This is a genomic window from Streptomyces sp. NPDC007856 (assembly GCF_042868225.1).
GTDB lineage: Bacteria > Actinomycetota > Actinomycetes > Streptomycetales > Streptomycetaceae > Streptomyces.
This window is the reverse complement of the sequence record NZ_JBIAEC010000022.1, coordinates 88,550-115,241: the sequence shown is the minus strand read 5'-3', so window position 1 is coordinate 115,241 and position 26,692 is coordinate 88,550. Positions and strand designations below refer to the sequence as shown.

The window sequence follows — 26,692 nt, the reverse complement described above, 5'->3', positions numbered from 1 at the left end:
GTCGCCGGTACCGCCAAGAGCGTCACCGACCCGGTGGCCAACATCACCGCGGCCGCCAACTACGCGGCCCACCGCTACGGCTCCATCGACAACGTCAACTCCGCGTACTGATCGGGGTTTACCGGGTGCACGCTGGTCCCCGGTCGCCGTGGACAAGGCACTGACGGCCTGGCCGTAGCGCCCAACGTCTCAAGGTGAGCGCCGAGTTCGGGTACGTCTCCCGTGGTCGAGCCATGGCCGCGCCGGTGAACACCCGCACTCCCAAAAACGGGTGTCGCAGGTTCGAAACCTGCCGGGGCACAACGCATTACCGCTCTGACCTGGGGTTCCCTCCCCAGGCAGGGGCCTATTCGGCCTCGGACACCTCGTCCGGGGCCGTTTGCGTGAGCGGTGCGTGCGCGGACGGAGAGTTGATCTCCCGAACATCGCCCGACGGACCAGCATCAACCGGCACGGACTCTTTCGGCTTGTCTCGCCCGGGCGCCGCTGCGGAAGCGGCTCTTTCGGAGACAGCGCGGGCCCGTGGTACGAGCCGGGCTGCGGCCTCGGCGATCGCCAGGTCAGCATCGCGGTCGGCGTCAACGCCGACGGGCACCGCGAGATCCTCGGCCTGGGCGTCGCCACTGCCGAGGACGGCGCCGGCTGGCTGGCATTGCTGCGGTCGCTGATCGCCCGCGGTCTGACCGGCGTCCAGCTCGTCATCTCCGACGCTCACAGGTGCCAATCGGAATGTAAGTCGAGGGCTTCGGACGGTCCAGCCCGGTCACGCGACCGGTGCCAGGTCGGGGGTGACGGGAACTGATGGGGCGGCCGGCTGCTCGGCCCAGACGATCTTCCCGGTGGGGACGAAGCGGGTGCCCCATCGCTCGGCGAGCTGAGCGACGATGAAGATTCCGCGGCCGCCTTCGTCCCTGTCCGTTGCGTAGCGCAGGTGCGGGGAGGTGCTGCTGTTGTCGCCGACCTCCACCACCAGGGTGGTATCGAGCAGAAGGCGCAGGTGGGCAGGGGGTGTCCCATAGCGGATGGCGTTGGTGACCAGCTCGCTGAGGATCAGTTTGGTAGTGAATGCCGTCTCCCCCAGGTTCCAGTCGGCCAGCTTCGCGGACACCTCGGCGCGCAGGTCGGGCACTGCGGCGGGAAAGGCCGGGATGTCCCATTCGGCGATACGGTCATGCGGAAACGTACGGGTGCGGGCGATCAGGAGAGCGACGTCATCGACTGGACGGGCGGGGAGTACCGCCTCCAGGACCGTCTGGCACGTCTTCTCCGGGTCGAGCCCCGCACCGGAGAGCGTGTCGCACAGCAGCTTCAGGCCGGCCCCGACATCACGGTAACGGTTCTTGATGAGCCCGTCGGTGTAGAGCACGAGCTGGGTGTTATCCGACAGTTGCTGCTCGACAGCCTCGAAGCGCAGACCGCCGACGCCGAGCGGAGGTCCTTCGGGCAGGTCGAGAATCTCCACGCGGCCGTCTGGACGGACGATGGCAGGCGGGAAATGACCGGCCCTTGCCATCGTGCAGCTCCCGGAGACCGGGTCGTAGATCGCATACAGACACGTGGCCGCGATGGTTCCCTCTTGGCCGGCGCCCGCTTCGGCGTCCATTTGCTTGACCACGTCGTCGAGGCGGGCCAGTAGTTCGTCCGGCGGCAGGTCGAGGGTGGAGAAATTGAGGACCGCGGTGCGCAGCCGCCCCATGGTGACCGCGGAGCGCAGGCCGTGGCCGACCACGTCCCCGACCACCAGAGCGGTGCGGAAGCCCGGGAGAGGGATCACGTCGAACCAGTCCCCACCGACCTCGGCCTCGGCCGGCACGTAGCGGCACGCCGCCCGGACGGCACAGGTGTCCGGCAGCACATGGGGCAGCAGGCTGCGCTGCAAGGTGGTGGCGATGGCGCGCTCACGGGAGTAGCGCCGAGCCAGCTGAGAGACCGCGAGACCGACGCCGAGCAGCAGCCCGGCGGTGACGATGTCGGCCGCGCGGTTGAAGCGGATGAAGGTTCCGTACGGAGCGGTGAAGAAGAAGGCGAACCACACGGCGGCGGACAGGGCCGTCAGGACCGCGACCCAGCGGTAGCTGAGGGCAGCCACCGTCGCGACGACCAACATCAGGATCAGAGCCACGTTGTTCTGGGACAGGGTGGCTCGGACGGGGAGCAGCAGCGCGCATACGGCGAGCGGGACTGTCACTGCCGCAAGGAGCGCGGCCAACCCCCTGATGAGACCACGAGGCATGCGCACCTCCCTCCTCTCCGGTCTAGCAGGGCTCACGCGGCGCGGCCAGTCGATACGGGTCTGGCCGGAACCTCGGGTCGAGGCCCTCGACGGCGTCTGCGACCCTGCGGAACCTGCGGGGAATGACGGGCATGCGCGGCGTCCAGCGCCCCGGCGTGCGGGGGGTCACGTGCGCACTGGGGTGTCAGAGATGTCTGGTGGTGTGCGAGGATCCGGCTCCGCACAGGTGTTTGCCGAGGTCGACCGGAGATCCATGTCCGCCATGCCGCTGCCCACGTCGTCTGAGCCCGGCTCCAAGCGCCACCAGAAGCGCCGCGGACTAGCGATCGTGGGTGTGCTGGCACTCGGTGGGGCCGTGCTCGCGATGAGCCTGATCAGCAGGGCATTCTCCGGTGACGCCGACGAAAATCCGGACAAGCGGATGTCCGGCGCAGGCGACGGGTCGGCCGTGAGCCTCGCGGTGGGCGACTGCTTCACCAGCTCGCAGCACAATGAGGTCTACTCCGCGGTACCCGTGTCGTGCTTCCGGCCACACGACGGCGAAGTGTTCGCCACGGTCGCTCTCACCGGGTCCAGCGGCGCCGACGATGTCCTTGCAAAGCAGTCGTACCACCAGTGCAGCGATCGGCTGACCGACTACGTCATGGACGATTGGTCCTTGCCCCACACGACGGGCGTCAACTACTACTACCCGACCAGTGAGGTCCAGCAGGCGGGCAACAGGACCACCACCTGCTTTACGGCCGACACGAACGGCCGGACCACTGGCAGCGTACGCGTGCAGGAGACCAGCCTGGCAGCAGACCAGCTTGCCTTCCTCAGGCTGGAGTTGGCCTCCGCGCGCGTCTTCAAGACCTATCCGCACCTGGGCAGCACGGCTGCCAATCGTGCCTGGGCTGCAAAAATGGCGGCCGCACTGGACCATGAAGCAGATGGCCTCGAAGCCGCCCACTGGTCGGCCGGTGCGAGGCCCAAGGTCACCGCCTACGTCGGGGAGCTTCGAAGGAGCGCCGAGCTGTGGCGCAAGGCCGTGGCGGCACGTTCTGACAACAGTTACTGGGCTCGTTCCGACGACGCCTGGAACCAACCTTCCTACAAGTACCAGCGGGACGTCCGGAAGGCTCTGGGACTGGCTTCGGATCTCCCCGCCACCTCTTTCGGGCCACCGTTCTAGGTTCGACACGCCCCGGGTCGCTGATCGAGCCCGCCTGAGTGAGCCGCCTGTCGAACCGAAGCGCCCTCAGCACAATTCAGTGCGTTCGGGCGCACGGTGGAAGCGGTGGCCGGCCCCATCCTGTCGGGTAGCTACCCGGCGTGGATGGCGGCTCGCCGATCCCTCCCGCTGGATGCCGTCAAGGCATGGCGGATCCTCGCCAAGCTCCGCACCGGCCCCGACCGCGCCACCGCCCTGCCCGGAGGAGGTGCGAAGACCTCCCTCACGTCTGGTTCAGCAAGTGTGCCCGAAGCCGGTCGAGTGGACGGCCGCCAATCGTTCCTGGGCTGCGAAGACGGGCCGCGCTGGACCGTGAGGCCTGATCGATGCGCGTGCTGGGGTCCAGTCTGTGGTTGCGTAGTCGCCGGTCGCGGCTACGCGGGGCTATCAGTTTCCGGGGACGGAAGCGCGGGGGCGAGGCCGGCCAGCGAGAGGGCGCAGGTGATCACGTTTTCGATGTCGCGCCGGGACTGTTCGTCCTCGTGGTGTACCTCGTACTGGATGATCAGTCCGTCGATCGCCGCGACGAGGAACCGCGTCAGCGCCGCCAGGTCCATCGGCGGTGGTGAGGTCTCGTGGGCCAGCGCGGAGCGGAAGACGTCTTCGACGCAGGCGCAGTAGCGGGTGTACTGCCAGGCGGCGAGCCACTCGAAGCCGGGGTTGCGGCGGCAGTAGATCATCAGCTCGTACTGCATCAGCTGGAGCCCGTCGTCGCCCACCACGAAGGCCCAGAAGGCGCGAGCTGCGTCGCCGATCGCCGTGGCCAGTCCCTTTTCGGGCGTAACCGCATTGCGCAGGATCTGCTCGACCTGCTCGGTCACCGTGCCGATGACGGCGGTCAGCAGTTCGTCCTTGCCTCGGAACGCGTAGTGGATCGCGGCCTGCGCTGTTCCGGCATGTTCGGCGATGCGGCGCGTCGTGGCACGGTCCAGACCTTCGCGGGCCATGACCTCGATGGCGGCCTTCACGAACTGCTCGCGGCGCTCTTCGACCTTCATCCGAGGCAGGTTCGTCACCTTCTTCCCCAGGTCCGCGACCGGGTCTTCCGGTCACCTCTTGACACCTTCACCGAAGCATACTTCACTCTGGCCACCCGACCTGGTCAGCTGACCAATTCAGCCGACCTGTTCATCTGATCAAACCTGGAAGGTGGCCCCGTGCCCGAGAATTACGACACCGACGTCGTCATCGTCGGCGCTGGACTGGCCGGGCTGACCGCCGGCCGCACCCTGCACACTCAAGGCGTGGACGTGCTTGTTCTGGAGGCGCGTGACCGGGTAGGTGGGCGCACCTGCTCCGTTGTCGAGGACGACGGGCGGTTGGTGGAGTACGGCGGGCAGTGGATCGGCCCGACCCAGGACCGGATCAATGCGCTCGTCGAGGAGTTCGGTCTGGCGACGTTCACTCAGTACAGCGACGGGGACAACCTGCAACGCACCGAGGACGGCAGACTGCTGCGCTACCACGGGGCGATCCCCACCGGGGATCCGGTGGTGGCCGCGGACCTCATGGAGGCCATGGTCGAGCTGACCGCGCTGGCCGCCGAGGTCGGCGCCGAGGCCCCGTGGTCCCACCCTCAGGCCGCAGTGCTGGACGCCACCACCGTCGAGAGCTGGATCGGCGCGCAGCCGTACTGCGAGGGCGCGAAGGAGTGGCTGCGCGCCTTCACCCGCGCCCTGTTCCCCGCCGAGCCGGGGGAGGTGTCGCTGCTGCACGCGCTGTTCTACATCGCCTCCGGCGGCGGCGTGGAGCGGATGATCGGGGTGATCAACAGCGCGCAGGAGACCCGCCTGAGCGCCGGAGCGATGGGCGTCTCGCTCGGCCTGGCCGAGGTGCTCGGCGACCGGGTCCGCCTGTCCTGCCCGGTCCACCGGATCGACCAGGACGACAGTGGTGTCGTCGTGCACCACGAGCAGGGGCGGGTGCGTGCACGCTACGCCGTCGTCGCGGTCCCGCCGCCGCTGGCCGGCCGGCTGCGCTACAGCCCGGCGCTGCCGGCCCTGCGCGACCAGCTGACCCAGCGGGTGTTCATGGGCTCGGCCATCAAGACGACCGTGGTCTATCCCGAGCCGTTCTGGCGCGCCGACGGCCTGTCCGGGCACAGCACAGGACACAACACCTTGACCTTCGACCAGAGCCACCCGGACCGTGCGGAGGGCGTGCTGGTCAGTTTCACCGACTGTGACGCCGCCCGGCGCGCGCTGCGGATGAGCCCCGAAGAACGGCAGCAGCAGGTCGTGGCCGAACTGGTCTCGGTCTTCGGCCCCAAGGCCGCGCAGCCGATCGCGACCTACGAGAAGGTGTGGCTCGAGGAGGAGTGGTCGCGCGGCTGCTACACCGGAATCCTGAGCCCGGGCACCTGGTCCACGCTGGGCCCGGCGCTGCGCGAGCCGGTCGGCCGGATCCACTGGGCCGGCACCGAGTACGCCACCGTGTGGAGCGGCTACATGGACGGCGCGGTGCGCTCGGGCGAGCAGGCTGCCGCCGCGGTGGCGGCCGAGCTGGACATGGGCGCCGGGCTGAGCGAGTCGGTGGAGGCCGCCCGATGAGCGAAACGATCCGTGAGAGCGTCGGGGCGGACGAGCTGTTGGACGCGCTGAGCGAGTACGCGACCAAGGCTGGGGCCAGTCCCCGGGTCGGCAAGACGCTCGGCGGCTGGAACTGCCGCATCCACATCCTGGCCACCGACCACGACGCGGCCTTCACCCTGGTGATCTCCGGCGGAAAACCCGCAACGCCGACGGCCGGCATGTCCGGCGCGGCCGATCTGGTGGTGCGCGGCCACAGCTTCGACCTGGCCGAGATCTTCTGGGGCGACGCGAACCCGGTGTCCAACTACATGCAAGGAGCGATCCGCACCCAGGGCCGGGCCGAGGACGTCATGCGCCTGGACGCGATGGCGATGTTCGTCTTCCTGGGCCAGTAGCCGACACCGCGCGGCACAGGCTCGTGCCGGGGCGTGGCCCCACGCCCCGGCTTGCTTGCCCGCCTTCCCGCCGCCCGTCAGCGGCTCGGCCGGGGGCAAGTCCCTTCCGGCGCGGCCGGCCGGGAAGGCCGCGCCACGCCACCTTGCGACATCCGTGATCTTGTATCCGAGCATCAGATAGGAACACCATGGCCGAACCTTCGCCGCAGCCGGTGCTGCGGCGGGCGCTGTCGTTCGGCGGCGCCTCCGCGATATCCACCGGACTGGCGTTCGCCGCGATCAATTTCCTGGGTCTCGCGCAGCTGCTGACCTATGTCAGCGGGCCGATGTCCTGGCTGGCCATCGCCGCCGGCGGTCTGGTCATGCTGGCGGTGCGGTCGGTGTTCGCCGAGCTGAACGGCATGCACCCGACGGCGGCCGGCATCCGGCTGTGGCTGGCCCGCGCCATGCCGGACAAGGCGGCGCTGACCGTCACGTTGACCTACATGGTCGCGATCGTGCTGGTGATCGCCGCCGACGCTTACATCATCGGCGAAGCGCTTGCCTACGCCTTCGGCAACGGCCGGCTGATCGCGGTCGGCTACGTCGGCGCGCTGCTCCTCCTGGCGACCTGGCTGAACCTGCGCGGGATCAAGCTCGCCGGAGCGGCCGAGCGGATCGTCACCACGGTCGTGGTGCTGGCCACCGTCGCGATCGGTGTCGCGGCGATCGCGCACCCGGGCCACCACGCCGCGCTCGGCGCGGGCTCGTCGAGCTCGCCGATCCAGGCGCTGATCCTCGGCATCTTCGTCTACACCGGTTTCGAGTGGGTGACCACCAACGCCGAGGAGGTCACCGAGCCGCGGATCATCCCGCGGGCGATGCTGGTCGCCGTGCTGGTCCTGGCCGGTTCCCAGGCGGTGTTCGCGGTGGCGATGGGCGCCACCCTCGACGGCGCCTCGCTCGGCACCGCCTACCCACAGCTACTGGTCGCCCAGCAGGCGCTCGGCCGGGCCGGGATGCTGGTGATGCTCGCCGTCACGGCACTGACCGCGGTCAACACCTTCAACGGCGGGTTCGTCACCCTCTCCCGGTTCATGTACGCGGTCGCCCGCGAAGGCAAGCTGCCCCGCCCGCTGACCCGGCTCAACGAGCAGGCGGTGCCGGTGCTCCCGGTGTGGATCCTGGGCGGCGCTTCCCTGGTCCTGGCCGCGGTCGTGGCCGCCACCGGCTCCTTCGCCGTCATCGTCTCTTTGTGCGCGGCTTTGGAGATGGGGGTGTACAGCGCCGCCGGGTACTGCGTGTGGAGGCTGCGGCGCCGCGAGCCCGGCACGCACCGCCCCTACCGGCTGCGCGGCGGCGTGCCCGTGGCAGCCGTGCTCACGGTGGTCTTCGCCCTGATGGGGTTGCTGGCCTCGGTCAGCGTCGGCCCGCAGTTCACCGTGGCCCCGCTGGTGCTGCTGCTGGCCTGTGCCGGACTGGTGGCGGTGTACGTGTGGACCTACGTACCACGGCTGGAGCGGCGCGAAGCCGAGGAACTCGCAGCCCGGCGCGCGGCCCGGGCCGCGGCCCGCGGCGCCGCCCGCACCGCCTCGGCCACGCGAGCAGAGATGCCGGAAGCCGAACAGGAGCCGCGGCAGTGAGCCCACCACCGGACTTCGGCACCGCCCCCATCGACCAGGCGTTCGGCGTGGCCACGGGCGACCTACCTCAACGGATCGCGCTGCTGGAACGGCTGACGCTGCGGATCACGCGGTCGGCCAAGGACACGCCGACCGCAGCCGCGAAGGCTTACGATCCGGCCTGCCCGTCGCCGCCGAGGAGCGGACCGACGGTCCCTGGGCGACGGCGCAGAACGCCAGCTTGTTGCTGCTGACCCTGCACCGGATCGCCACCGGGAAGGTGCCGGTCCCGCACGGCGCCGTGCACGACAAGGCCGGACGCCGCAGGAGCAGTGCCCTCACGTGGCTGCCTGCACGAAACGCCCGGTCGTCGCACAGAGGTGCGAGGACGCTCCGGAGAAGGCCCCCCCGAGCGGCCGCAGTGAACAACAGCGTGCTGCACGCGGGACGTTTCGCCACTCGGGCGTTCCGGTGCTGGCACACAACCTGCAAGACAGGCGAGCGGCGCTGCCGTCCGTGCACTGCACAAGTCACCGCTTCGAACCGCGCGGGTCCAGCCCGTGGTTGTGGAGCAGATTCATCCAGGAAAGGAACCGCAGGCTGTGTCCACCGCATGGCACTTGGAACTGCGTCGGGAACGCACTCGGTTCATGGAGACCCTGAGCGAGCTGACCGACGATGAGTTCAACAACGCGAGAACCCTGTGTGCGGATTGGGCCCCACGGGACGTCCTGGCACATGTGGTCGGTCTGGACCGAATGGCGTCCCATTATCTCCGGCTGTCGACACTGACGGTGAACCGGGGCAACGCACGGATGGTTGCGCACGGCAGGACGCTGAGCCGTGCGGAGCTGACCGACCTCGGGTGGAAGTCCGCCACCAAGCCATCCGGTCAGGCACAGGCCATGGCATGGCTGCTCACCGGAGACATGGCGATGCATCACCAGGACGTTCTGCGTGGCCTGGGGCGCAACCGTGAGATCCCCGAGACGGTGGCCCGCGCCCTGTTCCGTGAAGGAGTCATCTGGAGCTGGCCGTTCGGCCGCAAGCTCACCCGCTACCGCGTCCTCCCCACAACACCGGGCGGAAGGCCACGCGGTCGCGGCCAGGTGGTCCGCGGTACCACCGAAGCGCTGAGCATGTGGCTCGCCGGACGCGAGAGCGTCGCCAACGAGCTCACGTTCCAGTAGGTCAGCGACAAGTATCCGGCCAGCGGCTGCGCCACGGTATGAGCAGTCGTTGGGCCCGTGCCCGCCTGGGCGGCATCACGCTGATCATCTGCGTTCCGTCCCGCCAGGCCCTGCCGGGACTTCCGCACGGTCTCCTCACCGTGGTCCTGCTACCGGGGTTCGATCTGGCCTGCGTGATGACCGGCACGCCGTGACGACCGTCGCCGAACTCGCCCCCGGTCGGCGCCGCGGTGGCGGCCGGGCCCTGATGACCACCGCCGGACCGATCGCCCCGGCGCCGACCTGCTCGCTGGCCGATACTCACGGCACCACCGGCTACCCGCACGCCGTGCGACTCACCGCAGCTCTGCTGCTGCCCGGCGGGACCGCCACCGTCGTCCCGGCCGACCCCGCCCGTGACGGGCGCCTTCCGGGCGAGTGAGCCGCCCCAGTTCCTACCCCACTTGTTCGCACCGCCAAGGAGTGACGTGAACAACACCCCCCTCGACACCGCCGCCCTCGACCGCGCCCTGCACGAACTGCGGGAGAACGCCGCGTCCTGGGCCGCGGCACCGCTCGCCGAGCGGATTGGCCTGCTGGAGCGGCTGATGCCGCGCATCCGCGACGGAGCCGCCGAGCTGGCCGCGGCCGGCGCCCACGCCAAGGGGTACGGCCCCGACTCCCCCTGGGCCGCGGAGGACTGGGCGGGCGGCCCGTGGGCGCTGGCCCAGAACGTCAGTGCCCGCCTGCACGTCCTGCGGCGGCTCGCCGTCGGTCAGGACCCGCTGCCCGCGCGGGCGGTCCACGAACACGGCGGCCGTACCCGGGTGGACGTCTTCCCCGCCACCGGCTGGGACCGGCTGCTGCTCAGTGGCTACTCGGCCCAGGTCCGGATGCGGCCGGGCACCACAGCCGAGCAGGTGCGCGAGCGGGCGGCCGGACAGTACCGCGGCCGTCCGGAGCCGGCCGGGGTGGCACTGGTGCTCGGCGCGGGCAACGTCGCCGCCCTGACCGCCGTCGACATACTGCACAAGCTGTACGCCGAGAGTCAGGTCGTCGTCGCCAAGATGAACCCGGTCAACGCCTATCTGCGGCCCCACTTCGAGCGGATCTTCGCCGAGTTCACCGAGCGCGGCTGGCTGCGGTTCGTCGACGGCGGCCCGGCCGAGGGCGCGTACCTCACCACCCACGACGATGTGGACTCCATCCATGTGACCGGCAGCGATCGCACCCACGACGCCATCATGTGGGGCACCGACGACCGGGCCGAGCAGCGCCGCCGCGACGACCAGCCACTGATCGACAAGCCGTTCACCAGCGAGCTGGGCGGAGTCAGCCCCTGCATCGTGGCGCCGGGGAAGTGGAGCGCGGCCGACTTCCGCTTCCAGGCCGAGCACATCGTCACCAGCAAAATGAACAACTCCGGCCACAACTGCATCGCCAGCCAGGTGCTGGTGCTGCCCCGCTCCTGGGCCGGCACCGAGCGGCTGCTCGATGAGATCCGCAAGGTGCTGCGCGAACTGCCCGCCCGCAGCGACTACTACCCCGGCGCCGACCGAAGGCTGACCGCGGTCCGCGCGGCACATCCGGAGGCCGAGAGCTACGGCGACGGCTGCCGACTGCTCGTGCCGGACATCGCCGACCACGATGACGTGCTGCTCAGCGGAGAGGTGTTCGCCAGCGCCCTCGGAGTGGTACGCCTGCCCGGCGAGACCCCGGCCGAGTTCCTGGGCACCGCCGTCGACTTCGCCAACGACACCCTCCCCGGCACGCTCGGCGCGACCCTGATCGTCCACCCGGCCACCGAGCGGGCCCACCGGGCCGTGGTGGAGGCGGCCATCGCCGGGCTGCGCTACGGCACCCTCGGCGTCAACAGCTGGTCCGCCGTCGGTTTCCTGCTCGGCTACACGCCCTGGGGCGCCTACCCGGGCAACACCCGGCAGGCGATCGGCAGCGGCATCGGCTTCGTCAACAACGCCTTCATGCTGGAGGACGTCGAGAAGACCGTGGTGCGCGCGCCCTTCGCGCCCGCCCCGCGCGGCCTGTTCACCGGCTCGCCGTCGCTCTCGCCCCGCCCCCCGTACTTCGTCACCAACCGCACCGGGCGCACCACCCTGCGACGCGTCGCCGGCTTCACCACCGCACCCGGCATCACCCGACTGCCCGCCGTCTTCGCCTCCGCCCTCCGCGGCTGACCGGAAGCGACCCCCCTCATGAACCTCAACGACCTCCTCGTCCGCGCCGCCGCCGAGCACAGCCACCGCCGTGCGGTCGAACTCGGCGACCAGGGGCTGAGCTACGCCGAGCTGGCCACCCTCGCCGGTCGCACCACCGCACTCCTCGCCGCCCATGGGGTCGGCCCCGGCGACCGGGTCGGCCTGATGCTGCCCAACCTGTGCGAGTTCCCCGTCCTCTACTACGGCGTGCTGGGCGCCGGTGCGGTCGTGGTGCCGATGAACCCCCTGCTCAAGCCGCGCGAGATCGCCCACCAGGTGCGCGACTCCGGCCTGGCGCTCCTCCTGGCCTGGGACGGCGTCGCCGACCAGGCCCGGGCCAGCGCCGACGACACCGGAACCCCGGTGGTGCCGATCGTGCCCGGTGGGCTTCAGACGCTGCTGGCCGAGCACCCGGACCCGGCAGCGGCCGCCCCGCGGAAGGACGACGACCTCGCCGTCATCCTCTACACCTCCGGCACCACGGGCGCGCCCAAGGGCGCCATGCTCACCCACGCCGGACTGGCCTGCAACGCCGAGATCGGCGGGCGCACCCTGCTCCGGCTCACCCCCGACGACGTGGTGATGGGCTGTCTGCCGCTCTTCCACGCCTTCGGACAGTCCTGCGCCATGAACGCCGCTGTGGCGACGGGTGCCAGACTCACCCTGCTCGCCCGCTTCGACCCGGGCCAGGCCCTCCGCACCATCGACGAGCGGCGGGTCACCGTCTTCGAGGGCGTGCCGACCATGTACGCCGCCATACTCGCCGAACACGAGCGCGGCACCGAGAAACACGGCACCAGCTCGCTGCGGCTGTGCGCCTCCGGTGGAGCCTCACTCCCGGTGGAGGTCCTCCACGCCTTCGAGGCCGCCTTCGAATGCCCGGTCCTGGAGGGCTTCGGCATGTCCGAGACCTCCCCGATCGCATCCTTCAACCACCCCGACCGGCCCCGCAAGCCCGGCTCCGTCGGCACACCCGTCGAGGGCGTCGAGATGTGCCTCCTCGACCCGCATGACGGTGTCGGCGAGCTCCGCGTCCGCGGGCACAACGTGATGGCCGGCTACTGGAACCGTCCCGAGGCGACCGCCGAGACCATCGTCGACGGCTGGCTGCGCACCGGCGACCTGGCCCGCGTCGACGCGGACGGCTACTACTACATCGTCGACCGCAAGAAGGACCTCATCATCCGCGGCGGCTACAACGTCTACCCGCGCGAGATCGAGGAGGTGCTGTACGAGCACCCTGCCGTGGCCGAGGCCGCAGTGATCGGCATGCCACACGTCACGCTCGGCGAGGAGGTCGCTGCCGTGGTCGCGCTGCGCCACGGCAGCGCGGCTGGCCCGGACGAGCTGCGGGAGTTCGTCCGCGAGCGGGTGGCGGCGTACAAGTACCCGCGTGAGGTCTGGCTCGTCGACGCTCTACCCAAGGGCCCCACCGGCAAGATCCTCAAGCGCCAGATCACCGCCCCGGAGCGCCGCTGAGCTGAGGCCGGACAACCGGCCGGCGTCCGTGCGCCGCCCCAAGGCGTACGGTCATCGGCCCAGATGCCGATTCAAGGGAGAAGGGGGGCGACTACGTAGGTCTCAAGCGGGTTCTGGCATTGGGGAGCCGTCACGCCGGGCTGGTGTGATGTTCGAACGCGGAGGTCCGGGTCCGTCTGAGACCGGGTACGCCCCGTCCGGCACGCGAGGGTGACGCTCCGACAGGTCTGCGGCTGTTCCCGCCAGCGAGGGCTGTTGCTGGTGACGGTGCTCGTCATACAGGCCGACGCATCGTTTTGGGACTCGCTGGTGTTCGACAGGATCGACGACGTGGACGTCGAGGCGGTGTCCGCCGTCTTCGGCACGCTCGAAGTGGTGGCGAGAGGCCGGGCGGCCAGCGCGGCGTGTCCGGACTGCGACCGCCCCCCAAGATCTGGGCCAGAACGCGAATCTCGTGAACAGAGCCAGTGGCCTCAACCGCTGAATGCCCGGAGGCGGAGCAGCACCCAAAGAAGGCGAACGCACTGGTCACCGAGGTCCATTTGCGTGCGCGATGCGTGAGCGGACTGACCGGCACGATGCGTCACGAGCGGGATGGAACACACAGCCGCGTGGCGCCCGATCAGGCGAAACAGCCCCACGCGGCATCGTCGAACACCCCCCGGCAAGGATTCGATCCCACTCCTGAAGCGGGTGTCGCAGGTTCGAATCCTGCCGGGGCACAGAGAAGTACCTGGTCACAGGTCCTTCCGTCCGGTGGACGGAAGGACCTTCGTACTCGCGGCACATATATGGCACGCACGGGACTGCGCGCAGAAGCTGCGGGGAGCCCTCGAAGCCTGAGCAGGGCACGTCGCTCCTCATGCTGATGGCGAAGTACCGGCACAGGAAGCCGGAGAACTTCCGCCGCTGCTCAAGCCGTCTCCGAAGGCGATCGCCGAGATCACCAGCCTGCTGGCGCCGGCCGACGCCCGCGGGTGATGACGCCCCCACCCTAGGGTCCATCGGCAAGCGCGCCGCCTGCCTGCGGCTCGATCAGTTGGTCTTGTCCGAGTCCGGGATGCCGTTCCTCGTGGCTTTCGCGTACACGGTGCGGCACAAGCCATCACGCGGACACCGAGGTGGGCTCGGTACGTTGCTGCAGATCCGTCCCACGGGTGTGCTCCGTGGCGCAGTTCATCGGCGCAGCCGGGGACGACCGTCCGCCTCAGGTTCCCGAAGCCCCGTACCGCGCCCCGAAGCTGAACTCGCGTCGCTGACCGGGCTCAAGGGCAAGGGCCGTGGTGTGTTCGGTGCGGTTGAAGGCGTTGGTCATCGTCTCGACGGGTTCCAGGGCGATGGAGGCGCGCCGGTCGCGGGCCAGGGTGTCTCCGGTGAAGACGTGCATGTACCCGCTGTACTGCCAGACCCGCAGTTCCTCGCCGGTCGCCGGGTTGGTCAGTACCGTGTCGATCCGGCCGCCGGGGCCGGGCGTCAGGTCCGCGAAGCAGGCGTCGATGACCGCGTCGGCGAGCCGCTTCGGTGCCCGGAAGTCCATGTCAGGGCAGTCGTCCAGGGGAAGCAGGGCCGCATCGCCGGTCAGTGGGATGAGGGAGGCGTCGGTCCGGATGAGGGTGTGGGCGGGGATGTGCAGGAGCAGGTCGTCGATGGGGCGCGACAGTGTGAAGTAGGGGTGCCAGCCCGCCGCGTAGGGGGCGGTGGTGTCGCCCACGTTCGTCGCCCGGATCACGATGCTCAACTCGCTGCCGGTGATGGTGTATTGGGCTTCGAGGTCGAGTGCGAAGGGGTAGCCGGGGTGCCGGTCCGGTCTGATGCTCGTGGTGTGCAGCAGCAGGCGGGCGGAATCGGCTGTCGTGGTGGCGTGGGCGAGTTCGAAGGGTGTCTCGCGGGCGAAGCCGTGGTAGATCGTGCGGTCGCCGAGGCTGCCGGGCAGCAGGTCGTGGTCGTGGCCGTCGTAGCGGTAGCGGCCGTCGGCGACGCGGTTGGGGAAGGGGGCCAGCAGGCCGGCGCGTACGCCGTCCTGGGAGAGGAGTTCCTTTTCGTCGCGGTAGCCGTCCGCCAGCTCCTTCAGCCGACCTGCCGCGCCGTGCCGGACCTGCCAGCTCAGCAGCGTTGCGCCCCGCAGGGCGAGGACGACGCGCGCCGAGTCGTCCGGTGCGCAGACGACGAGGGTGGGTTCCCCGCCGAGGCGGTTCTCGGTGATCCGGTACTCGGCGGTCACGTCCCCTGGTGTTCCCTTCAGCTCGCTTCGGGGGCGAGCTTCTTCGCGCCCGTCATGATGGCCACCGCGTCCTCCATGGAGTGCGACTGCGGGGTGATGACGCCCGCGCAGCCGCCGAGCCGCTGGATGTGGATGCGGTCGGCGACCTCGAACACGTTGGGCATGTTGTGGCTGATGAGGATGACGCCCAGGCCCTGGTCGCGCAGGTCGCGGACGAGTTTGAGGACCTGTCCGGTCTCGCGGACGCCGAGGGCGGCGGTGGGTTCGTCGAGGATCACCACCCGACCGCCGAAGGCCGCGGTCCGGGCGACGGCCACGGACTGGCGCTGGCCGCCGGAGAGCGTTTCCACGGCCTGGTTGATGTTCTGCAGCGTGCCGATGCCGAGCCGTTTGATGTGGTCGGCGGCCTGCTTCTTCATCTCGCCGGTGTCGAGCATGCGGAACACCGAGCCGAGGATGCCCTTGCGGCGGATCTCGCGGGCGAGGAAGAGGTTGCTGGCGATGTCCAGGGCGGGGGCCACGGCGAGGGTCTGGTAGACCGTCTCGATGCCGGCGTCGCGGGCGTCCTGGGGCCGCTTGAAGTGGACCTCTTTGCCGTCGACGAGGATGCTGCCCTGGTCGGGGACGAGGGCGCCGGACAGGCACTTGATCAGGGTGGACTTGCCGGCGCCGTTGTCGCCGATGACGGCGAGGACCTCGCCGGGGTGGAGGGTGAGGTCGACGTCGTTCAGGCCGACGACCCGGCCGAAGACCTTGACCAGGCCCTTGGCCTCGAGTACGGGGGCGGTGGCGGTCGTCACGACTTCACACTCCGGATCCACTGGTCGACGGAGACAGCCGCGATCACGAGGACGCCGACTGCGAGGACTTGGTAGTTCGGGTCGATGCCGGCCAGGGCGAGGCCGTTGACGAAGACCTGGACGATCAGCGCACCGATCAGCGAGCCGAAGACCACGCCGCGCCCGCCGAACAGGCTGGTGCCTCCGATGACGACGGCGGTGATGGACTGCAGGTTGGCGTTGAGCCCGCTGTTGGGATCGCCGCCGCCGACCCGGCCGACGAGGACCCAGGCCGCCACGGCGATGGTGAGACCGGCCAGCATGTAGGCGCTGAGCAGCACCCGGTTCACGGAGATGCCGGCGAGACGGGCCGCCTCGATGTCGTCGCCGACCGCGTAGAGGTGGCGTCCCCAGGCGGTGTAGCGCAGGGCGTAGCCGACCACCGCGTAGAGGGCGATCATGAGCAGGACGCCGTAGGTCAGGTTCAGTTGGCCGAGGGAGACCGTCTGGCCGCTCCACATGAGGATGTTGCCCGGCTGCAGCGACACCGTCTGGCCCTTGGCGTAGATGAGGGTGATCGCGGTGAAGACGCTGAGGGTGCCGAGGGTGACGATGAAGGGCGGCAGCTTGACCTTGGTCACCAAAAGGCCGTTGACGGCCTGGGCCGCTATCGCGACGACCGCGCCGGCCAGCAGGGCGAGCCAGCCGGGCCAGTGGTTGTCCGCGACGAGCTTCGACATCAGCAGCGAGGCCAGCACCATGACGGCGCCGATCGACAGGTCGATGCCGGCGGTGAGGATGATGACGGTCTGTCCGACGGCGAGCGAACCGATGACGGCCACCTGCTGGGCGACCAGCGAGAGGTTCTGCAACGCGTAGAAGCGTTCGTTCACCAGGGAGAACACCACTGCGGCGAGCACCAGGACGATGGCCGGGCTGAGCGCCGGCTGACGGTGCAGCACCGAGTGGATGCGCTGGCTGAGGGTGGCGGGCCGGTTGAGGAACTCCTCCGCCGGCGCCGGTGCGGCTTGAGGGTCCACGTGAGTGGTCACAGGGGGTCCTTCCGGTGTCTTCCCTGGTACGGGCTCATGGGCTCGTGTGGTGCGGGTGCGGCGCCGGTACCGTCATGGTGGCTTCCGGCGCCGCACCCGGCTCGGGGCAGTCGCCCGGTCGGGGGCGGTCGCACCCGCTCGGGGTGTCAGCTGCCCCAGCAGGCGGAGGCGGCCTGCGACGGGGACTGCACGGTCAGGCCGCCCAGCGACTTGGCGGCGGCAAGGGCGGTGCCGGTGTCGTAGAAGGACTTGCCGTTGGTCACGCTGGGCTTGCTGCCGCCACGGGCCAGCTTGGCGATGGAGCTGACGCCGAGGGACGCCATCTTGCCCGGGTACTGCACCGCGTCGGCGGCGAACTCGCCGCTGGTGACGTTCTTCAGGCCGGCACAGCTGCCGTCGATCGCGTAGATCGCGACGTTCTTCTCCTTGCCGGCCGCCTTCAGCGCGTTGTACGCGCCCTCGCCCGCCGGCTCGTTGATCGCGTAGACCACGTTGATGTTCGGGTTGGCCGACAGACAGTTCTCCATCGCGGTGCGGCCGCCGTCGATGGCGCCCTGGGTGGGCTGGTGGCAGGCGATCGTGTAGCTGCCGCCCTTGCCGCCGGTGTACTTGCCGGACTTGGCTTCCTTGCCGTTCTCGGTCTTGCTGCCGGGGTCGATGCCCATGCCCTCGAGGAAGCCGTGGTCGCGGTTGATGTCGACGGAGACGACCTGGTTGTTGAACAGGTCGAGCATGGCGATGACCGCCGGCTTGCCGTTCAGGGCCGCCGCGGCGTACTGGCCGTCGAGCTTGCCCGCCTGCTCGTTGTCGGTGGCGTAGGTGATGTCCGCGGTGCTGGGCGGGTTGGGCGCGGTGTCCAGGGCGATCACGAACAGACCGGCCTGCTTGGCCCGGTTCAGGGCGGCGTTCACGGCATCGCCGTTCGTCGTGATCAGGATGCCCTTGTCCCCGCGCGAGATGGCGTTGTCGATGGCCGTGATCTGCGTCTGGGTGTCACCGTCGGAGTTGCCCGCCGCCACGGTGAGACTCACGTTGTCCTTGGCCGCCTGGGTCTTGGCGTCCTTCTCCATGCTCACGAAGTACGGGTTGGTGAGCGTCTTCAGGATCAGCGACACACCCACCTTGCCGCCGCCGCCCGAGGCGGACGAGGAGGAGCTCCCGTTCGAAGAACCGCAGGCCACGAGCGTGGCGCCGAGGCAGACGGTGACGCCGATCGCTGCCGCCCGGGCACGCCGACCACGGCGACTCGACACCTGGCTGGTGGAGATGTTCATGGCTTGATCCCTTTCGGAGCCGTCTCTTGGCCGACGCTGAGACAACGTTGACTGGGCGAGATACTGGGCCTGTATGGACGAGCCCGTCAAGACGCTGATAGACATGCGTCCGCAACGAGTAGGTAACGCACAACCGGTTGGAGACAACGATGACTCAGGGCGAGGCCGCGCCCCGGTCCACCCGTAGCCGCCCCACCATGCGTGAGGTCGCGGCGCTGGCCGGAGTGGCCATCAAGACGGTCTCGCGCGTGTTCAACGACGTCCCCACCGTCGATCCGGCCATCGTGGCAAGAGTGCGGGAGGCCGCCGACAAACTGGGCTACCGTCCCAACCTCACGGCCAGCAGCCTGCGCCGCGGCGATGGCCGCACCGCCACCATCGGCATGCTCGTCGAGGACGCGGCCAACCCCTTCTCCGCGGTCCTGACCCGCACCGTGGAGAACGTCGCCCGCGAACGCGGAGTGCTGGTGCTGGTCGGCAGCCTCGACGAGGACCCGACCCGCGAACGGGAACTGGCCCAGGCGCTCATCGACCGCCGGGTCGACGGCCTGGTGATCGTCCCAGCGGGACGCGACCAGAGCTATCTCATCAGCGAGCAGCGCTCCGGCACGCGCATGGTCTTCGTCGACCGCGAGGCCGGCCTGCTCGACGCGGACGCCGTCGTCTCCGAGAACCGGCAGGGTGCCATCACGGCCGTCAACCACCTGCTGAAGGCCGGCCATCGCCGCATCGCCTACCTCGGCGACCGGGCGTCCATCCCCACCGCCGCCCAGCGCTTCGCCGGCTACCGGCACGCCCTGGAGGTCGCGCACATCGAGTACGACGACGAGATCGTGCGGCATGTCGGGTCGAGCGAGGAGGCGGCCATCGCGGCGACCGAGCAGGTCCTGTCGCTGCCTGATCCGCCGACGGCCCTGTTCACCAGCCAGAACTTCGTGACCGTAGGCGCCGTCCGCGCGCTGCGCGCCATGGAGCGGCAGGACACCACCGCCCAGGTGGGCTTCGACGACTTCCCCCTGGCCGACATCCTCAGTCCGGGCATCACCGTCATCGCCCAGGACGTCGAGCAGGTGGGCAGAACGGCCGCCGAGATGCTCTTTCGCAGGCTGGACGGCGACGAGTCGCCGACCCGCACCGTCACCGTGCCGACCCGGCTGATCGAGCGGGGCTCCGGCGAGATCACAGCCGAAGGGCCCTGCCATGACTGAAGCCGTACCAGCCACCGCACAACTTGCGGCCGTGACCGTGATCGGCGAAGCACTCATCGACCTGGTCCAGCTCGACGCACCCGGCGACTACCGCGCCCGACCCGGCGGCAGCCCGTTCAACGTCGCTGTCGGCCTGACCCGGCTCGGACACCGCACCGCGCTCATGGCACGCCTGGCCGACAACACCTTCGGCAGGATGCTGCGCACCCACGCCGCCGCCGAGGGCATCGACCTGACGTACGCCCCGGTCGCCGCCGAGCCCACCACGCTCGCCGTGGTCTCCATGGACGCGGAAGGAAGGGCGAGTTACGACTTCTACCTGGACGGCACCGCCGACTGGCAGTGGACCGAGGCGGAGACAGCCCTCGTCCCGCAGGACACCGCCGTACTGCACTTCGGCTCGGTCGCCTCCTGGATCCCGCCGACCGCCGAGCACATCCACTCCGTCGCCCAGCGCCTGCGCGCCGGGGGCACGACGCTGCTCAGCTACGACCCCAACGTCCGACCTGCCCTCCTTGGCGCCCCGGAGCGCGGCAGGCAGGCCGTCGAACGCAGCGTCGGCATCGCCCACCTGGTCAAGGCCAGCCGTGAGGACATCGAGTGGCTCTACCCGGACACACCGATCGACCGGATCGCCGCCCACTGGCTGGAGTTGGGCGCGCTGCTCGTCGTCATCACCGACGGGCCCGACGGCGCTCATGCCTTCCACTCCACTGGGGGAAGCCTGAGCCGTCCCGGGCGGAAGGTCGCGGTGGTGGACACCGTCGGCGCGGGCGACGCGTTCACCGCGGGTCTGCTCGGCGCGCTGCTCCGCCACGGCCTGCACACCCCGCAGACGCTGGCCACGGCCGCCCCGGACGAACTGACGATCGCCGTGGACGACGCGATCCTCGTCTCCGCGCTGACCTGCGAGCGCCTGGGCGCCGACCCGCCCACCGCCCTGCCCCGCCCTCACCTGCCTGCCCAAGCGCCCCTGACGTCGACAGATCTGGCCTTCGCCAAGGACACCGACCGGGCGGGCATGCGCAGCCCAACTCCAGAGCCAGTGCCATCCGTCAAGAGGTGACGGCCACGCCGACCTCGGCCGAGTAACTGCCCCCTTGACCGCCGAAGGCGGCTCCTTGCCGCCTGATCTTGTTCGGTCTCGGCAAGGTTACTGCTGACGGGTGGCCGACATCGCGAGAGTGAGTTCGGTCCACCGCTGCAGTTCCTCGGCGTGGCTGCCGGCTGCGGTCGCCCGGGCGACCGCAGCGGCGTCCTCGGGTGTGGGCTCGCCGTTGCGGGAGAGCAGCGCAAGTGGCCAGGCCGGGGTTCTGGGCTGCGCTTCGTCGAAGGGGTGCCAGTCCCAGGCTGCGTCGAACCTCCAGGAACGGCCGTCCTGGTCGGCGACCTCATCGCCTGGTTCGAGGAAGGCGTAGGGGCGGAAGAGCAGTTGGATGCGGATCGGTTCACCGCCCGCCGGGTCGAGTGCGTAGCCTGGTCCTCGAATTCGGGGTCATGGGTTTCGCCCTGTCGCGGGAGTTCCAGGTAGGACGCAGGCCGCGGCAGCATCCCGGTCACCAGAGGCGCATCGAAGTGATGGACCGCCAGGACGTGCACCACGGTCGGGGGGATTCCCACCCGACAGGTGTCGCCCGACTTCAGCATGATCTAGCGCGGAACCCCGGGTCTTCGGACCCGGGAGGAGGCGCTTCTCTGGATAGGGGTGACCCGCACGGGTGTACGGGTCCGCACGGTTGGCCTCAGTCGGGACGCTTCTGGTTCTCGATGTACTCCTTGATGATCGCCAGGGGTGCGCCGCCGTAGGACGCGGCGAAGTAGGACGGGGACCAGAAGTGGTCGGCCCACAGGTACGTGCGGATGTGGTCGGGGAACTCCTGCCGCAGACGCCGGGCAGAGACGCCCTTGAGGGAGCCGACGAGCCGGGAGATGGCGACCTTCGGCGGGTAGTGCACCAGGAGGTGGACGTGATCGCGCTCGCCGTTGAACTCGACCAGTTCGGTTTCGAAGTCGGCGCAGACGGCGCGCATGATTTCTTCGCAGCGTCGAAGGATCTCGTCGGTGAACGGGCCGCGCCGGTACTTGGGCGTGAAAACCAAGTGGGCATGGAGGCTGTAGATGACCGTACGGCCCCTGCGGATGGTGGGGTTTGGCTCCCAGCGTGGTGACATAGATCAATGTTATGATTACGGACCGTGAAGATCGTGACGCAGGTGAAACTGATGCCGGATGCCGCTCAGGCGTCCGCGCTGTCGGCGACCCTGCGCACGGTCAACGGCCTGGCGTGCTGGGTCTCCGAGGTGGCGTTCGCCCATGGTGTGCCGCGTGAGTACGAGCTGCGCAAGTACACGTACGACCGTCTCAAAGCCTCCGGGCTGGGGGCCCAGGCGGCGCAACACGTGATCAAGAAGGTGCGCGATGCGTACACGACGCTGCAGGCCAACATCCGCGCCGGAAACCTCGGCAAGCCGAAGTCGAAGCGCCGGATCAAGGCCGCATCGAAGCCGATCACGTTCCGGCCCGAGGCCGCGCAGCCATACGACGACCGGTGTTTGAGCTGGCAGTACGACGCACGGACCGTGTCCATCTGGACAACTGCCGGGCGCCTCAAGAACGTCCGCTTCGTCTTCTCCGCCGACGCGCTCAAGACGCTTTGCGAGTACCGCAGGGGCGAGTCGGATCTGATCCAGCGTGACGGCGTCTTCTACCTGATCGCCACCTGCGAGGTCCCCGAGGCCAAGCAGTACGAGCCGGACCGGTTCATCGGCGTGGACCTGGGCATCGTCAACATCGCCACCACGTCCACCGGCTACCAGGCCGCCGGACGCGGTCTGGGCCGCTACCGCAAGCGTCAGCTTGCCCTGCGGGCCAAGCTCCAGAAGAAGCGCACCAAGTCCGCGAAGCGCCGGCTCAAGGAGCGCTCCCGCCGCGAACAGCGGCACGTGAAGAACACCAACCACATCATCGCCAAGACGATCGTGACCGAGGCTGAACGCACCTCGTGCGGGATCTCCCTGGAAGAACTCAAGGGAATCCGGCAGAGGGTACGGCTCCGCAAGCCCCAACGGGTCGCACTCCGCTCCTGGGCCTTCGCCCAGCTGGGAGACTTCATCGTCTACAAGGCCAAGCGGGCGGGCGTGCCCCTGGTCTTCGTCGATCCCGCGTACACGTCGCAGACGTGCGCCGAGTGCGGCCACGTCGACAAGCGCAACCGTGTCGACCAGGGGCTTTTCATCTGCCGGGGGTGCGGGGTCGTTGCCCACGCCGACCGGAATGCTTCCCACAACATCGCCACCCGTGGCGAGACCGTGTGGAACGCGGGGCGTGAGTCACGCGTCCCTGCCACCCCATAGGGGTGTCTGGACGGAGGAGCCAACCCAGCAGCCAGCTGGGCACTACCTCCAAACCCGGTCCTTGAGGGCCGGGTCAAGTTGACTGCGCTCCCGTTGATTTCAGGCGGGTCAGCCGCGACGACGGAGAATGGGCACCGGCCTCGTCGGCGAGCATCGCGAGTTCGGTGATCGCCTTGACGTCGCTGTGGTCGGTGGCGGCCGCCTGTTGATCGACGGCCGCTCACAGCACGGCGTCGAGTGTGATCGGCAGATCGCGGATGCGCTTGCCGGTTGCGTGGTACACGGCGTTGGCGATCGCGGGTGCGATGCCGACCAGGCCGACCTCGCCGACGCCTTTGGTGCCGGTGGCGGTACCGCGATCCGGCTCGCCGACGAAGACCACGTCCAGGTCCGGGACGTCGGCGTTGACCGCGACCAGGTAGTCGGCGAACGTGCCGTTGGCGATGCGCCCGGTGCGCGGGTCGGTGACCGTGTCCTCGAACAGGGCCATGCCGATGCCGCCGACCGTCCCGCCGATGATCTGGCTCCGCGCCGTCTTCTCGTTGAGGATGCGGCCACCGTCGATCGCGGAGACCACCCGCGCCACCCGGATCAGGCCGAGGTCCGCGTCGACCCGGACCTCCACGAACTTCGCGCCGTACGCGCCGGCGAGGGACATGCCCAGCTCGGTGGGGACCGGCGGCGTGCTGTTCCCGTTCGCCGTGAGCTCGGACAGCCCGTGCCGGGCGAGGATGTCGGCGTACGGCTCCCCGAGGTCGGGGCGGCCCGCGGGATGGACCCTCCCGTCGGTGCACTCCACGTCGTCCGGGGAGCAGCCCAGCAGGGGCGAGTCGGCGTCGGCGCAGGCCAGTTCGGCGAACGAGCGGACCAGTCGCCGGCAGGCGTCGTGCACCGCGTTGCCCAGCGCGCCGGTGAGGCCGGAGCCGCCCGCCATCATCGAGTTGGGCATGTCGGAGTCGCCCAGGTCGAAGCGGACCCGGTCCAGGGACAGGCCCAGCTCCTCTGCGGTGAGTTGGGCCATGACGGTGTACGTGCCGGTGCCGATGTCTGTCGCCGCACTGCGTACCAGAGCGCTGCCGTCCCTGTTGACGGTGGCCTGCGCCGCGCAGGGCTGGGCGAAATAGGGGAACCAGGCGCTCGCCATGCCGTAGCCGACGAGCCAGTTGCCGTCGCGCATGGAGCACGGCTCGGGATTGCGGTCGAACCAGCCGAAGCGTCGCGCGCCGACCTCGTAGCACTCCAGCAGCGACTTGCCGGACCAGGGCAGCCCGTTGCGCGGGTCGACGTCGGTGTGGTTGCGCAGCCGCAGCTCCAGGGGATCCATGCGCAGTTGGCGGGCCAGCTCATCGAGCGCGGACTCCAGTGCGAAGTTGCCCTGCGCCTCGGCCGGGGCGCGCATGGACGTCGGCACGGCGATGTTGAGCCGGGCCTGCCGGTCCTGTGTGATCACGTGGGGGCACCGGTAGGCGAAGGCGCTTCCCGACGAGAACGGCTCGTAGTCGGTGTCCTCCATGCTCAGGGAGCTGAGACTGCGGTGGTCCAGGGCGACCAGTGCGCCATCGCGCGTGGCACCTACATTCAGCCACTGCACCCCACTGGGCCGGTGCCCGATGGAGGTGAACATCTGCGGCCGGGTCAGCACCAGTTTGACCGGTCGTTTGATCATCCGGGCGGCCATCGCGGTGAGGACCACATGCGGCCACGCGCGCAGCCCGGCGCCGAAGCCCCCGCCGACGTAGGGGACCAGGACCCGTACCGCGCTCTCGGGGATACCGAAGACGGTGGCCAGGGTGGTGCGCACCATCGACGGCCACTGGCTGGTGTCGTGGACGGTGAGGGTGTCGCCCTCCCACACGGCCAGGGTGGCGAACAGGCCGAGCGGGTTGTTGGTGTTGTCCGCCGTGGTGTACGTGGCCCGGAGGGTCACCTCCGCGGACTCCAGCGCGGCGGCGGTGTCGCCGCGCGAGATGTCCGTACCCCACGGGTCGACGAGCTGTTCGGCCCGCGGGTCCTGGAGGTCCAGCAGCGGCTCCGTGGCGTCGTAGTCGGCCCGCACCAGCCGCGCCGCGGCGGTCGCCTGCTCCGGGGTGTCGGCCAGCACGAAGGCGATGTGCTGCCCGTGGTGGACGATCCGGTCGTTGCGCAGCGGTGCGGGAGGCGAGGCTCCGAGGACCGTCACTGGGCCCGTCCCGACCTTCGGCACGTTCTCGTGGGTCAGTACGGTGATCACCCCGGGGGCGCCCTCGGCCGCGTCGGTGTGCATGCGGACGATCCGGCCCGCGGCGACGGTGCTCTGCACCAGGGCACCGTAGGCCTGGCCCGGGACGCTGAAGTCCATCGGGTACGGGGCGGTGCCGGTGACCTTGCGCGGGCCGTCGACCCGGTTGACGCCCGCGCCGACCCGCGCCCTGCTTTCCACGGTGCTCATGCGGTCACTCCTGAGACGGTCTGCAGCTCGCGCACCAGGGTGCGCCGGGCGAGCGGGACCTTGAACGCGGTTCCGGGGACGGTGAAGGCATCGTGCATCGTCGCCTCGGCCGCATCCTGGAACGTGGCCGTCGTGGCGCACGCGCCGGTCAGCACCTGCTCGGCCTCGTAGGCCCGCCAGGGTTTCGTGCCCACGCCGCCGAGGCCCACCCGGGCCTGACGGATCGTGCCGTCCTCCACGACGAGCAGCACCGCGGCCGAGGCGAGGGCGAACTCGTACGATGCCCGGTCGCGGACCTTGAGATAGCCCGACCGAGCGGCCGGCGGCGGGAGCGGGATCTCGACCTCGGTGATCAGCTCGGCGTGCTCCAGGACGTTCTCGCGCTGGGGGCTGTCGTCGGCCGTCAGGTAGAAGTCCGTCAGCGGCACGGTGCGGGCCTGCGACAGCCCCTGGATGTGCACGACCGCGTCGAGCGCCACCAGGGCGACGGCCAGGTCGGACGCATGCAGCGCGATGCACTGCTCGCTCGCGCCGAGCACGGCGTGCATCCGTGCCGCGCCCTGCACCGCGGCACAGCCGGAACCCGGCGTGCGCTTGTTGCATGCGCCGACCGTGGGGTCGCGGAAGTAGCGGCAGCGGGTGCGCTGCAGCAGGTTGCCGCCGATGGTGGCCATGTTGCGCAGCTGCACCGATGCGCCCAGCAGGAGGGACTCGCGCACCATGGGCAGGCGCTCGGTCACCGTGGCCTCGGCGGCCAGTTCCTCCATGGTGGCCAGGGCGCCCACGTGGAGGGTCTCGCCGCGTCGTTCGATGCCGTGCAGCGGGAGCCGGGTGATGTCGATCAGCCGCGGCGGCTCCAGCACTCCGTCCTTCATCAGGTCGAGCTGTGTCGTGCCGCCTGCGAGGCAGGATGCCGCGGGATCCTCCGCCAGCAACCGCACCGCCTCGCGGGTGTCGGTGGCCCTGACGTAGTCAAAGGCGCGCATCGCGACCTTCCCGGGAGGCCGCATCGCGTATCGCGGCGACGATGTTCGGATAGGCACCGCACCGGCACAGATTTCCGCTCATGAACTCCCGGATCTCCTCGTCCGAGCCGGCCCGGCCTTCGGCCAGGAGCGCCATCGCGGACATGATCTGCCCCGGCGTACAGAAGCCGCACTGGAAGGCGTCGTGCTCCATGAACGCCTGCTGCACCGGGTGCGGGCCGTCGGCGCCGGCGATGCCCTCGATGGTGGTGATCGCCCGGCCCTCCGCCTGCGCCGCCAGGATCAGACAGGCCAGCACCCTGCGGCCGTCCACGTGGACGGTGCATGCGCCGCAGGCGCCCTGGTCACAGCCCTTCTTGGTACCCACCAGGCCCAGCCGGTCCCGCAGGGCGTCCAGCAAGGTGACCCGCGTGTCCATCCGCAGTGCGTACGACCGTCCGTTCACCGTGAGCGTCATGACCCGCTCCGGGGCCACGGGCCGCTCACCCGCGTCCCGCCTGCTCACCACGTCCGTCATCGCGTCCTCCTCCGGACGGGTCGCACACGGCTCCAGC

General features: G+C 69.8%; 22 protein-coding genes and 1 pseudogene. 13 read left to right on the top strand and 10 right to left on the bottom strand.

Annotation, left to right across the window (positions count from 1 at the left end; all coding sequences use genetic code 11):
- Positions 1 to 565: 565 nt before the first annotated feature.
- Positions 566 to 715: pseudogene (locus ACFYOH_RS37835) on the top strand (transposase); the annotation flags it as partial.
- Positions 716 to 763: 48 nt separating this feature from the next.
- On the opposite strand, the gene ACFYOH_RS37830 reads toward ACFYOH_RS37835, so the two are convergent.
- On the bottom strand, positions 764 to 2,233 hold the full coding sequence (locus ACFYOH_RS37830) for a SpoIIE family protein phosphatase (RefSeq protein ID WP_388635339.1): 1,470 nt from the start codon (positions 2,231 to 2,233) through the stop codon (positions 764 to 766).
- Positions 2,234 to 2,486: 253 nt separating this feature from the next.
- Between ACFYOH_RS37830 and ACFYOH_RS37825 the strand changes: the two genes are divergently transcribed.
- Positions 2,487 to 3,407: a septum formation family protein gene (locus tag ACFYOH_RS37825; protein ID WP_388635337.1), complete on the top strand. Its 921-nt coding sequence runs from the start codon at positions 2,487 to 2,489 to the stop codon at positions 3,405 to 3,407.
- A 413-nt stretch (positions 3,408 to 3,820) separates the two neighbouring features.
- Here ACFYOH_RS37825 and ACFYOH_RS37820 read toward each other — a convergent pair whose 3' ends face one another.
- Positions 3,821 to 4,444 carry a TetR/AcrR family transcriptional regulator gene (locus ACFYOH_RS37820; protein ID WP_388635335.1) on the bottom strand — a complete coding sequence of 208 codons (624 nt, stop codon included), beginning with the start codon at positions 4,442 to 4,444 and terminating at the stop codon, positions 3,821 to 3,823.
- A 159-nt stretch (positions 4,445 to 4,603) separates the two neighbouring features.
- On the opposite strand from ACFYOH_RS37820, the gene ACFYOH_RS37815 reads away from it, so the two are divergent.
- The 8 genes from ACFYOH_RS37815 (at position 4,604) to ACFYOH_RS37780 (ending at position 12,837) form a co-directional block, all read left to right on the top strand.
- Positions 4,604 to 5,995 (top strand): flavin monoamine oxidase family protein, encoded by a 1,392-nt coding sequence (locus ACFYOH_RS37815; RefSeq protein ID WP_388635333.1) that lies wholly within the window; start codon positions 4,604 to 4,606, stop codon positions 5,993 to 5,995.
- Complete coding sequence (locus tag ACFYOH_RS37810; RefSeq protein ID WP_388635331.1) at positions 5,992 to 6,372, top strand: SCP2 sterol-binding domain-containing protein; 381 nt, start codon at positions 5,992 to 5,994, stop codon at positions 6,370 to 6,372. Before ACFYOH_RS37815 ends, ACFYOH_RS37810 begins: the two co-directional genes overlap by 4 nt.
- 188 nt (positions 6,373 to 6,560) lie before the next feature.
- On the top strand, positions 6,561 to 7,994 hold the full coding sequence (locus ACFYOH_RS37805; protein ID WP_388635329.1) for an APC family permease: 1,434 nt from the start codon (positions 6,561 to 6,563) through the stop codon (positions 7,992 to 7,994).
- Positions 7,995 to 8,539: 545 nt separating this feature from the next.
- A complete protein-coding gene (locus tag ACFYOH_RS37800; protein WP_388635327.1) occupies positions 8,540 to 9,163 on the top strand; it encodes a maleylpyruvate isomerase family mycothiol-dependent enzyme in 624 nt (207 codons plus the stop codon).
- Between the two features lie 38 nt (positions 9,164 to 9,201).
- A complete protein-coding gene (locus tag ACFYOH_RS37795; protein WP_388635325.1) occupies positions 9,202 to 9,357 on the top strand; it encodes a hypothetical protein in 156 nt (51 codons plus the stop codon).
- Positions 9,354 to 9,584, top strand: coding sequence for a hypothetical protein (locus ACFYOH_RS37790; RefSeq protein ID WP_388635323.1), 231 nt, complete (start codon positions 9,354 to 9,356; stop codon positions 9,582 to 9,584). Before ACFYOH_RS37795 ends, ACFYOH_RS37790 begins: the two co-directional genes overlap by 4 nt.
- A gap of 46 nt (positions 9,585 to 9,630) precedes the next feature.
- Positions 9,631 to 11,337 (top strand): aldehyde dehydrogenase family protein, encoded by a 1,707-nt coding sequence (locus tag ACFYOH_RS37785; RefSeq protein ID WP_388635321.1) that lies wholly within the window; start codon positions 9,631 to 9,633, stop codon positions 11,335 to 11,337.
- An 18-nt stretch (positions 11,338 to 11,355) separates the two neighbouring features.
- The gene (locus ACFYOH_RS37780; protein WP_388635319.1) at positions 11,356 to 12,837 is read left to right on the top strand and encodes a long-chain fatty acid--CoA ligase; all 1,482 of its coding nucleotides are present in this window, start codon (positions 11,356 to 11,358) and stop codon (positions 12,835 to 12,837) included.
- Between the two features lie 1,207 nt (positions 12,838 to 14,044).
- On the opposite strand, the gene ACFYOH_RS37775 is transcribed toward ACFYOH_RS37780, so the two are convergent.
- From ACFYOH_RS37775 to ACFYOH_RS37760, 4 genes are all read right to left on the bottom strand, one after another.
- Complete coding sequence (locus tag ACFYOH_RS37775; RefSeq protein WP_388635317.1) at positions 14,045 to 15,058, bottom strand: aldose 1-epimerase; 1,014 nt, start codon at positions 15,056 to 15,058, stop codon at positions 14,045 to 14,047.
- Positions 15,059 to 15,075: 17 nt separating this feature from the next.
- On the bottom strand, positions 15,076 to 15,858 hold the full coding sequence (locus ACFYOH_RS37770) for an ATP-binding cassette domain-containing protein (RefSeq protein WP_388635315.1): 783 nt from the start codon (positions 15,856 to 15,858) through the stop codon (positions 15,076 to 15,078).
- The gene (locus ACFYOH_RS37765) at positions 15,855 to 16,889 is read right to left on the bottom strand and encodes an ABC transporter permease (protein ID WP_388635313.1); all 1,035 of its coding nucleotides are present in this window, start codon (positions 16,887 to 16,889) and stop codon (positions 15,855 to 15,857) included. Before ACFYOH_RS37765 ends, ACFYOH_RS37770 begins: the two co-directional genes overlap by 4 nt.
- Positions 16,890 to 17,035: 146 nt before the next feature.
- Positions 17,036 to 18,163, bottom strand: coding sequence for a substrate-binding domain-containing protein (locus ACFYOH_RS37760; protein ID WP_388635311.1), 1,128 nt, complete (start codon positions 18,161 to 18,163; stop codon positions 17,036 to 17,038).
- 149 nt (positions 18,164 to 18,312) lie between these two features.
- On the opposite strand from ACFYOH_RS37760, the gene ACFYOH_RS37755 reads away from it, so the two are divergent.
- Entirely contained in the window at positions 18,313 to 19,371 is a 1,059-nt protein-coding gene (locus ACFYOH_RS37755) for a LacI family DNA-binding transcriptional regulator (protein ID WP_388635309.1), read from the top strand.
- A gap of 31 nt (positions 19,372 to 19,402) precedes the next feature.
- Positions 19,403 to 20,437, top strand: a complete 1,035-nt coding sequence (locus ACFYOH_RS37750; protein ID WP_388635307.1) for a carbohydrate kinase — start codon at positions 19,403 to 19,405, stop codon at positions 20,435 to 20,437.
- A gap of 676 nt (positions 20,438 to 21,113) precedes the next feature.
- Here ACFYOH_RS37750 and tnpA read toward each other — a convergent pair.
- Complete coding sequence (tnpA, locus tag ACFYOH_RS37745) at positions 21,114 to 21,542, bottom strand: IS200/IS605 family transposase (protein ID WP_388635305.1); 429 nt, start codon at positions 21,540 to 21,542, stop codon at positions 21,114 to 21,116.
- Between the two features lie 51 nt (positions 21,543 to 21,593).
- Between tnpA and ACFYOH_RS37740 the strand changes: the two genes are divergently transcribed.
- Positions 21,594 to 22,724 (top strand): RNA-guided endonuclease InsQ/TnpB family protein, encoded by a 1,131-nt coding sequence (locus ACFYOH_RS37740; protein ID WP_388635351.1) that lies wholly within the window; start codon positions 21,594 to 21,596, stop codon positions 22,722 to 22,724.
- A gap of 220 nt (positions 22,725 to 22,944) precedes the next feature.
- Here ACFYOH_RS37740 and ACFYOH_RS37735 read toward each other — a convergent pair whose 3' ends face one another.
- The 3 genes from ACFYOH_RS37735 to ACFYOH_RS37725 are packed head-to-tail and all read right to left on the bottom strand — an operon-like array spanning position 22,945 to position 26,655.
- On the bottom strand, positions 22,945 to 25,152 hold the full coding sequence (locus ACFYOH_RS37735; protein WP_388635303.1) for a xanthine dehydrogenase family protein molybdopterin-binding subunit: 2,208 nt from the start codon (positions 25,150 to 25,152) through the stop codon (positions 22,945 to 22,947).
- On the bottom strand, positions 25,149 to 26,138 hold the full coding sequence (locus tag ACFYOH_RS37730; RefSeq protein WP_388635301.1) for an FAD binding domain-containing protein: 990 nt from the start codon (positions 26,136 to 26,138) through the stop codon (positions 25,149 to 25,151). Before ACFYOH_RS37730 ends, ACFYOH_RS37735 begins: the two co-directional genes overlap by 4 nt.
- Entirely contained in the window at positions 26,125 to 26,655 is a 531-nt protein-coding gene (locus ACFYOH_RS37725) for a (2Fe-2S)-binding protein (protein WP_388635299.1), read from the bottom strand. The genes ACFYOH_RS37730 and ACFYOH_RS37725 overlap by 14 nt, the downstream gene beginning before the upstream one ends.
- Positions 26,656 to 26,692 lie beyond the last annotated feature (37 nt).